Annotated in this window: 6 protein-coding genes; all 6 read right to left on the reverse strand. The window is 62.2% G+C overall.

The features are described from left to right. On the reverse strand, positions 1–802 hold an 802-nt coding region (locus tag KBC96_15300; protein MBP6965759.1), incomplete at its 3' end, for a hypothetical protein. Next, the gene (locus tag KBC96_15305) at positions 799–2,679 is read right to left on the reverse strand and encodes a cellulase family glycosylhydrolase (GenBank protein ID MBP6965760.1); all 1,881 of its coding nucleotides are present in this window, start codon (positions 2,677–2,679) and stop codon (positions 799–801) included. The genes KBC96_15300 and KBC96_15305, both read right to left, overlap by 4 nt. Positions 2,680–2,685: 6 nt before the next feature. Further along, entirely contained in the window at positions 2,686–3,384 is a 699-nt protein-coding gene (locus tag KBC96_15310; protein MBP6965761.1) for an AAA family ATPase, read from the reverse strand. 69 nt (positions 3,385–3,453) lie between these two features. Then, complete coding sequence (locus KBC96_15315; protein ID MBP6965762.1) at positions 3,454–4,794, reverse strand: DegT/DnrJ/EryC1/StrS family aminotransferase; 1,341 nt, start codon at positions 4,792–4,794, stop codon at positions 3,454–3,456. Positions 4,795–4,933: 139 nt separating this feature from the next. Next, positions 4,934–6,022 (reverse strand): helix-turn-helix transcriptional regulator, encoded by a 1,089-nt coding sequence (locus KBC96_15320; GenBank protein ID MBP6965763.1) that lies wholly within the window; start codon positions 6,020–6,022, stop codon positions 4,934–4,936. Between the two features lie 207 nt (positions 6,023–6,229). Beyond that, positions 6,230–6,435 (reverse strand): carbohydrate ABC transporter permease (locus tag KBC96_15325; GenBank protein ID MBP6965764.1); only part of this gene is annotated, 206 nt, incomplete at its 5' end.

Raw genomic sequence — 6,435 nt, forward strand, 5'->3', positions numbered from 1 at the left:
CCCGCCTGCCGTACCGGCGTTCCTGAGCATTCGTGGGCGCCGTATAAGTCTCGCGATACTCCTGAAGCCATGATCGCCAGAGGAGGGCGTTGGGCCTCAACGAACCGTACTCAGTCGCAGCCTGGACGTCGAGGCTGCCCTGCTTGCCCACGGAGGCGCGCACAAGCGAGTCGGCAGAGGATCCTCCGGTAGCGCCGCCGTCCCATACATCCAGGGTTTCGATCAGATCGGAAGCAGGTGACCCGTCCGTGTTCACTATCCTAACGATGAACCCCCATCCGCCGAAGTGCTGGTCCACCTTCACGCGCAGGCGGTTCCGTCCCGTCTTCAGGCGGGCCTCGATCTGTTCCTCGTCACGCTTCGCACCTCTGGTGAGATGGCTCGTGTGGACGAGGACGCCGTTCCACCAGACCTTGATGCCGTCATCGCTGCCCAGGAGGAGTCGAACGTCCCGCGGCGCCTTGCTCGTCAGAGTCGCGAAGCCGTACGCCACCGCCGGTCCCTTCGGCCCCAACGCCTTGACGAGATCAACGCCCTTCTCTGCATCAGCGATTGCCAGCGACCAGTCCGCGCCGGGAGCAGCCGCCTTGCCCTCTGCCGCCTGAGCGCTGCCCTCAGTTCTGAGATAGTCCGTATCGAACCCCTGACAGTCCTTGAACTCGTTGTCTGCGCGATTCGGGAACGGACCGGCCACCAGCCACCCGAGGATCTCCCCCTCAGGCCCGAGCCGCAGGTTCACATTCCCGGCGAGTGCCGATGTGCAGATGCAGAGTGCGAGTATGGCCGGCAGAAGATGCCTCAAAGAGGTCTCCTTTCAAGAGATATCTTCGCCCGATTGTCCGGGCCGGTATTGCGTATTCTGAACGTGATTATCGCCCGGCCGGCCCATCCCTCGGGCGCGTACTTCCCTAGATCGAGCGTGTCGTCGAAACGTACCGCCTGTTCCGGTCGAGCCTTCGTTCCCCACGGGAGCGGCGTGATCCCATTGGCGTGGAAGATCCCTTTGTGGAAGAGCACCGACTCCCGGTACTCGCCGGATGCCTCGTAGTCCACCTGAACCGCGAGCAGGCTGTGCGGGCCGTTGTCCTGCAGCTTGCCGCCGACAGTATACGATACGCCGAGCACCGTCGGCAGGTTACTCGCCCGCACGCCGACGACCGCATCCGCCGCCTGCTCGCCTCCCATGCCCATGCGCGCAGTCCAGGTGTTCCGGTCGAAGTCGGCGTAGGCCTTGGAGTTCCTATCTGGGAAACAGTAGTGGATTCGCTCGACTTCCGCCACGTGAGCAGGATCGGCGGTCGTCGTTCCGTCCTGAGCCTCAAGATAGACCACGCCGCCGTCAGGGATGTCGCCGGTCCATTCGAGGCCGACCGTGCCGACATCCCTGCGCTCCTCCACGGGGGCCAGCCTCTCATTCGCGGGATCGTCTCCCCAACTGGCGTGCCCGGCATCGATCCTGTAGACGCGGAGTGTGGCCTTCGCGAGGGGAATACTGTCCAGATGCACTCTGACAGTCTGATCCGCGCCCGTCAGATTCCAGACGACCAGTCCGCACTTGTGCTCGTCTGACGACGCCATCGCTCCTATGCCCTGCGGTCCTTCGATCGAGACGAGCCGCCTGTCGGTGGGCATCATCGAGTAGAGCTTCCACGCGTTGAAGGCGGCCTTCCGGCGGCCGCCAATGCTGATCAGCCCCGACCAGTTGCCGCCGCCGGTATCCATGAACTGCGCCCAGTGGACCTTCGTGAGGCTCGGCTGAGTGACGAAGTACGAGAAATCGCTCAGAAGTTGCGCCGCGAGCCGATGCTTCTGCTGAGGACCGTCCTTCGGGTAGTTGATCGGCAGAGAGTTGTACTCGTTGAGGTGCATCTCGGTGGTTGCCAACTCGGGGTGTTTCCTGAGCGCCTCGCGCATCGTCTCAACCACTTCTCGCAGGCTCTGCGCCTTGTAGGGCACGCCCGGGTAGTAGTGGAACGAGAAGAAGTCGAGCGGAAGGTGGTTCTTCGTCACATGACCGAGAAACGGTTCGATCCAGGCATCAGTGAACGCAAGCGCCGGTCCCCCCACGACGGCATCCGGGTCCGCCGCCCGGATCGCCCTCACGGCGGTTTCGTACATGGCGATATAGTCCTGCACCGTCCCGGAGAAGAAGTCGCGGTTGTCCGGTTCGTTGTAGATCTCGTGGTATGCGACCGTATGTCCGCTCGATGCGAAGTGCTTCGCAAGGGTCCGGCACACCGTACCCCACTGGGCCAGGTCCGAGGGCGGCGTCTTGAAGCTTTCTCCGAGCGCCTCCGGTACGTAGCCGTAGCACCAGTACTTCTGCACATTATGGGTGCGCATGAGGTCGATCAACTCGTCGGCCTGCCGGAAGTCGTACTTGAGGTCGGGCGGCTCGCCGGAGATGATCGGCGGATCGGAGAAGAGCATGTGCCTCGGCGAGCCGAGCACTCCATCAATCCGGAGGGCATCGGGATGGACTTCATCGAATAGGCCGACGTCCCGCTTGTAGGTCTCGAGGTGTCCCGGTACGTAACCCGAGTTGTAGGCCGCGAACTTCGTCTTGACAAGTGGATAGTCCACCCATTTACCGAAATCGGCTCTGATCACGACCCGCGAGGCAGTCGCACTTGCGGATATCGCGGATAGGAGAATCATCGCGACGACCTGAATCTTCATCTCGCGCTACCTGCTGCCCAGAAACTGCTTGTAGATCCGGTAGTGATCGGTCTCCTCGTACCGTACCGGAGCGATCGGCATCCGGTCGAAGCTGTAGATTCGCGCGCCGGGGCATGAGAGCAGGATCGGCGAGTGCGTGGCGATGATGAACTGGGCGTGCCCGTCCTGCGACATGCTCTCGAACACCTTCAGCAACTCGATCTGCGTCTTCGGCGAGAGAGCGGCTTCCGGCTCGTCGAGCAGGTAGAGTCCCCTGATCTTGTACCGAGCCGTCAGGTACGACATGATCGACTGGCCGTGGGACTGCGTCACCAGCGACTTCCCGCCGAAATGCTTGAGCTGGTCGGGATCGGCCACCGCCCAGTCGTCGAGGATCTCCGCGAAGTCCTGGAAGACCGACGCCGAGAAGAACGACCCCGGCACGCGGCCGTCGGTCCACTCGATCGAGATGTGCTCGGGGAACTTGTCCTCGTAGGGATTATGCTCGAACCGCCGCCTCGTCTCGTCCCGCCAGACGTGGATGCCGCACTTGTGGACGATCGCCTCCAGCAGCGTAGACTTCCCGGTGCCGTTCTCACCGACGAAGATCGTGACCGGCGTGTCGAAGGTCAGCTCCGTCGGCCGCTGGAAGATCGGAAGGTTGAACGGGTAGTGTTCCCTCGTCGGGTACTTGTCAGGATGGCAGGTCACGCTTCTCAGATGCATTCCTTCGCGTCCTCGGCATCTCGGCGGTTACGAGATCCATCGGCGTCCATCTGCGTTCATCGGCGGTTACTATCCCGAATGCCGGAAGAAGTGCCACCCGCCGACGGTCTCAGGGTTGCCCTGATCGCCCTCCAGCAGTTCCTCGTAGTTCTCGGCGACCTTCCGGAACGCGTTCGCATACTGATCGATCACCTCGGGCCGGAACTTCTTGAACCACGGGATGTGGTACGTCCGCGCGCCGACTGCCTCGCTCACGGGGAGGTCGCCCTTGTACTGCCGAAGGTCTCTGGAGGAGTTCGCGATCCGGGTCGGCTTCCCGTGACCGTAGATGTCGCACTCCGTGAAGACCGGGTGCAGGTGGAGCGCATTGTTCACGCCGGGGCTCGCGGGGCATCCCTCGGCCCTCACCGCCTCACAGAACCGCGTGACCGACAGCCCGCCGAGTTCGCTCGCCTCATAGATTCCGTGGCACGCGTACCATCCGCCCATCGTCGAGCCCGAGTTCTTCGGCGGACGATGCGCTCTCAAGCCGGGGACTCCCTCCAGGCAGTCCCAGAAGTAGTTCATCGCCTTGTCGATCTCCACCATCCTCTCCGGGTAGTGCTTGAGCTGGACACGGCCGACCGCCGAACTCATCTGGTGCATGCGGTACTTGTACCCGCCCAGAGGCAGCCCGATGAACGGCTGCAGTTCCGGCGTCTGGATGTTCTGATTGTTCCGCTCGTAGTGGCCCCATGCGATCCCGTGCTCGTAGATAGAGAGGTCGTTCGTGCAGAGGATGCCCGCCTCGCCGATCGGGAACGACTTGCCCGACATGAGGCTCATCGCGGCCACATCGCCGAACGTGCCGACCATTCTGCCCTTGTAGAGCCCGCCGTGCGCGTGGGAGACGTCCTCGATCACCTTGACGCCGTGCTTGCGGGCGATCGGCATGATCCGGTCCATGTCGGCCGGATGGCCGAGGTAGTGGACGACGATGATCGCCTTGGTGCGGTCGGTGATCCGGTGCTCGATGTCGTCGGGAGCGATGCAGAGCGTCATCGGATCGATGTCCGCGAAGACGACGGTTCCGCCGAGGGAGAACACCTGCAGCGCGGAGGCCCAGTAGGTGATGCTCGGGCAGATGATCTCGTCGCCGGTCCGGACTCCGCAGCCCCACATCGCCGCCTGGATCGCCGCCGTGCCGGTGCTGAATCCCAAGCCGTACTTCAGTCCCTGCCACTCGGCGAACTCCTTCTCGAACTGCAGGGTGACGTCCGTGCCGGACATCGCGCCTCTGCGGAGCACATCGAGGACCGCCGCCTCGTCTTCCTCGGTCACGATCGGCCAGGTGAACGTATCGCCCGGATCGCAGGTTACCGCCTTATCGCCTCCGAGCAGCGCGAGCTTGGAATCTATCATAGTTGCCATCACGTACTCTCCTCCGGAAACGCCCTTGTTTCCCTCGATTACCCGACTGCCGCCGGACACTCTTCAGTTCCGCGCGGACGCGCGCGAATCCTCCGGCGGCATAGGCGGTACTGCATCGGGGCGATGATATTCGGTGGGGCTAGTTGAGGCCGAGGAGCTTGGGCATGATGGCGCTTCGGTTGGTAACCTTGAACTTGCGCAAGATGCTGGTCACATGGTCCTTTACGGTAGGCTCCAGGATGTCGAGCGCCAGGGCGATCTCGCCGTTGGATCTTCCGCGAATCAGCAGGCCGCATATCTCCGTCTCGCGTGCGGTGAGGCCGGTCCCGGACATCCACTGAGTCAGTATGTGGCGGAAGTAGTCAGCCGAATCCAGCACCAGGATATACTCCACCGGCTGAGTTTCCAACCGAACGGGGTAGACGGTGATGAGTCCTCGTTCGCCGCAGCAGTCAAGATGCTCCCACTGAGTGCCCGTGTTGATGACCCTTCGCGCCGCATCCTCGATCTGCTTCACGATCTCCGCCTCGCCAAGGGCGCATCTCGCGACTACCTTGCGAGCTTCGTCATTCATTCGCACTATCCGGCACTCCACGTCGGCCACGAATCCTGGGTGCATAATCTGTTGAAAGGCGAACCGGGCCACCTCCGCCTCATACAGGGTCTTTCTCAGTAATGACGCTCTGAGCAAGTGATGTCGAAAGAGCCTGAGCATCGTGAGATCCCTGCCGGTGAAGTCCGCCATGCCCGCCTCTCTCGCGAAGTGGAAGTGCGTTGACTCCTCAGGATCGAGTTCGAACGAGACGCATACCAGATGGGCTAGTCCGCCTGCGGACATCTGGCGGTGCAGCGGCGACTCTATCCACCGCTCTCTCCCGACCGCGTCTTCCGGTCGCCAGACCGAGAGCTTTCGATCCAGGGCGTTCCTGACCAGATCGAGAATCTCTGGTCTGAGCGGAACTCGCTGATTGACGGCATCCTCGCGTATCCTGAAACCAAACCAGAGCGGCTCATTGGGTGGGTGCAGGTGGACGACGCCCGCCTCAGACTGATAGACGACTCGGCCCAGCAGTTCGACTACGTGGCGGAGACTGTCGTCATTGAACGACGGCGCGTAGATCTCGGACGTCATGTCCGAGAGGACGCCGATATCGCCCATCGAGAGATTCGCGTCATCGGTCGAGCCTGCCATGATTAGCAATATACGCGTGCAGACGATATCTGTCAAGCATCTTCCGCCGCTCTATCCGACTTTCGTAGGATTGACCCGGGTGTTTTTCATCCGGATGGAGGGTTGTCCGTTCAGTTTCGCGGCAGTACAATCAGATGACGTTATGTCACGCAGGATATGATGAGTCCTCTGATGGCCTGGCGGGTGATTGCGGGAAGCGGCCCGGCGAGATTTCCTCGCCGGGCCGACTCACTCCGGCAGGCTCTAGCCTTTCAAGCCCGTCATGGCGATCCCCTCGGTGATCCGCTTCTGGAAGATCAGGAAAGCGATGATGATCGGGACCGAGCAGACGGCGGCGGCGGCCATCGTCAGGCCGAACTCCTGGGTGTACCGCCCCTGAAAGATCATGATGCCGATCGGGAGCGTCCGGAGGTTGATGTCGTTCGTGATGATCAGCGGCCACGCGAAGT

The organism is Armatimonadota bacterium, from assembly GCA_017993055.1.
In the GTDB taxonomy this organism is placed as follows: Bacteria; Armatimonadota; UBA5829; order DTJY01; family DTJY01; genus JAGONM01.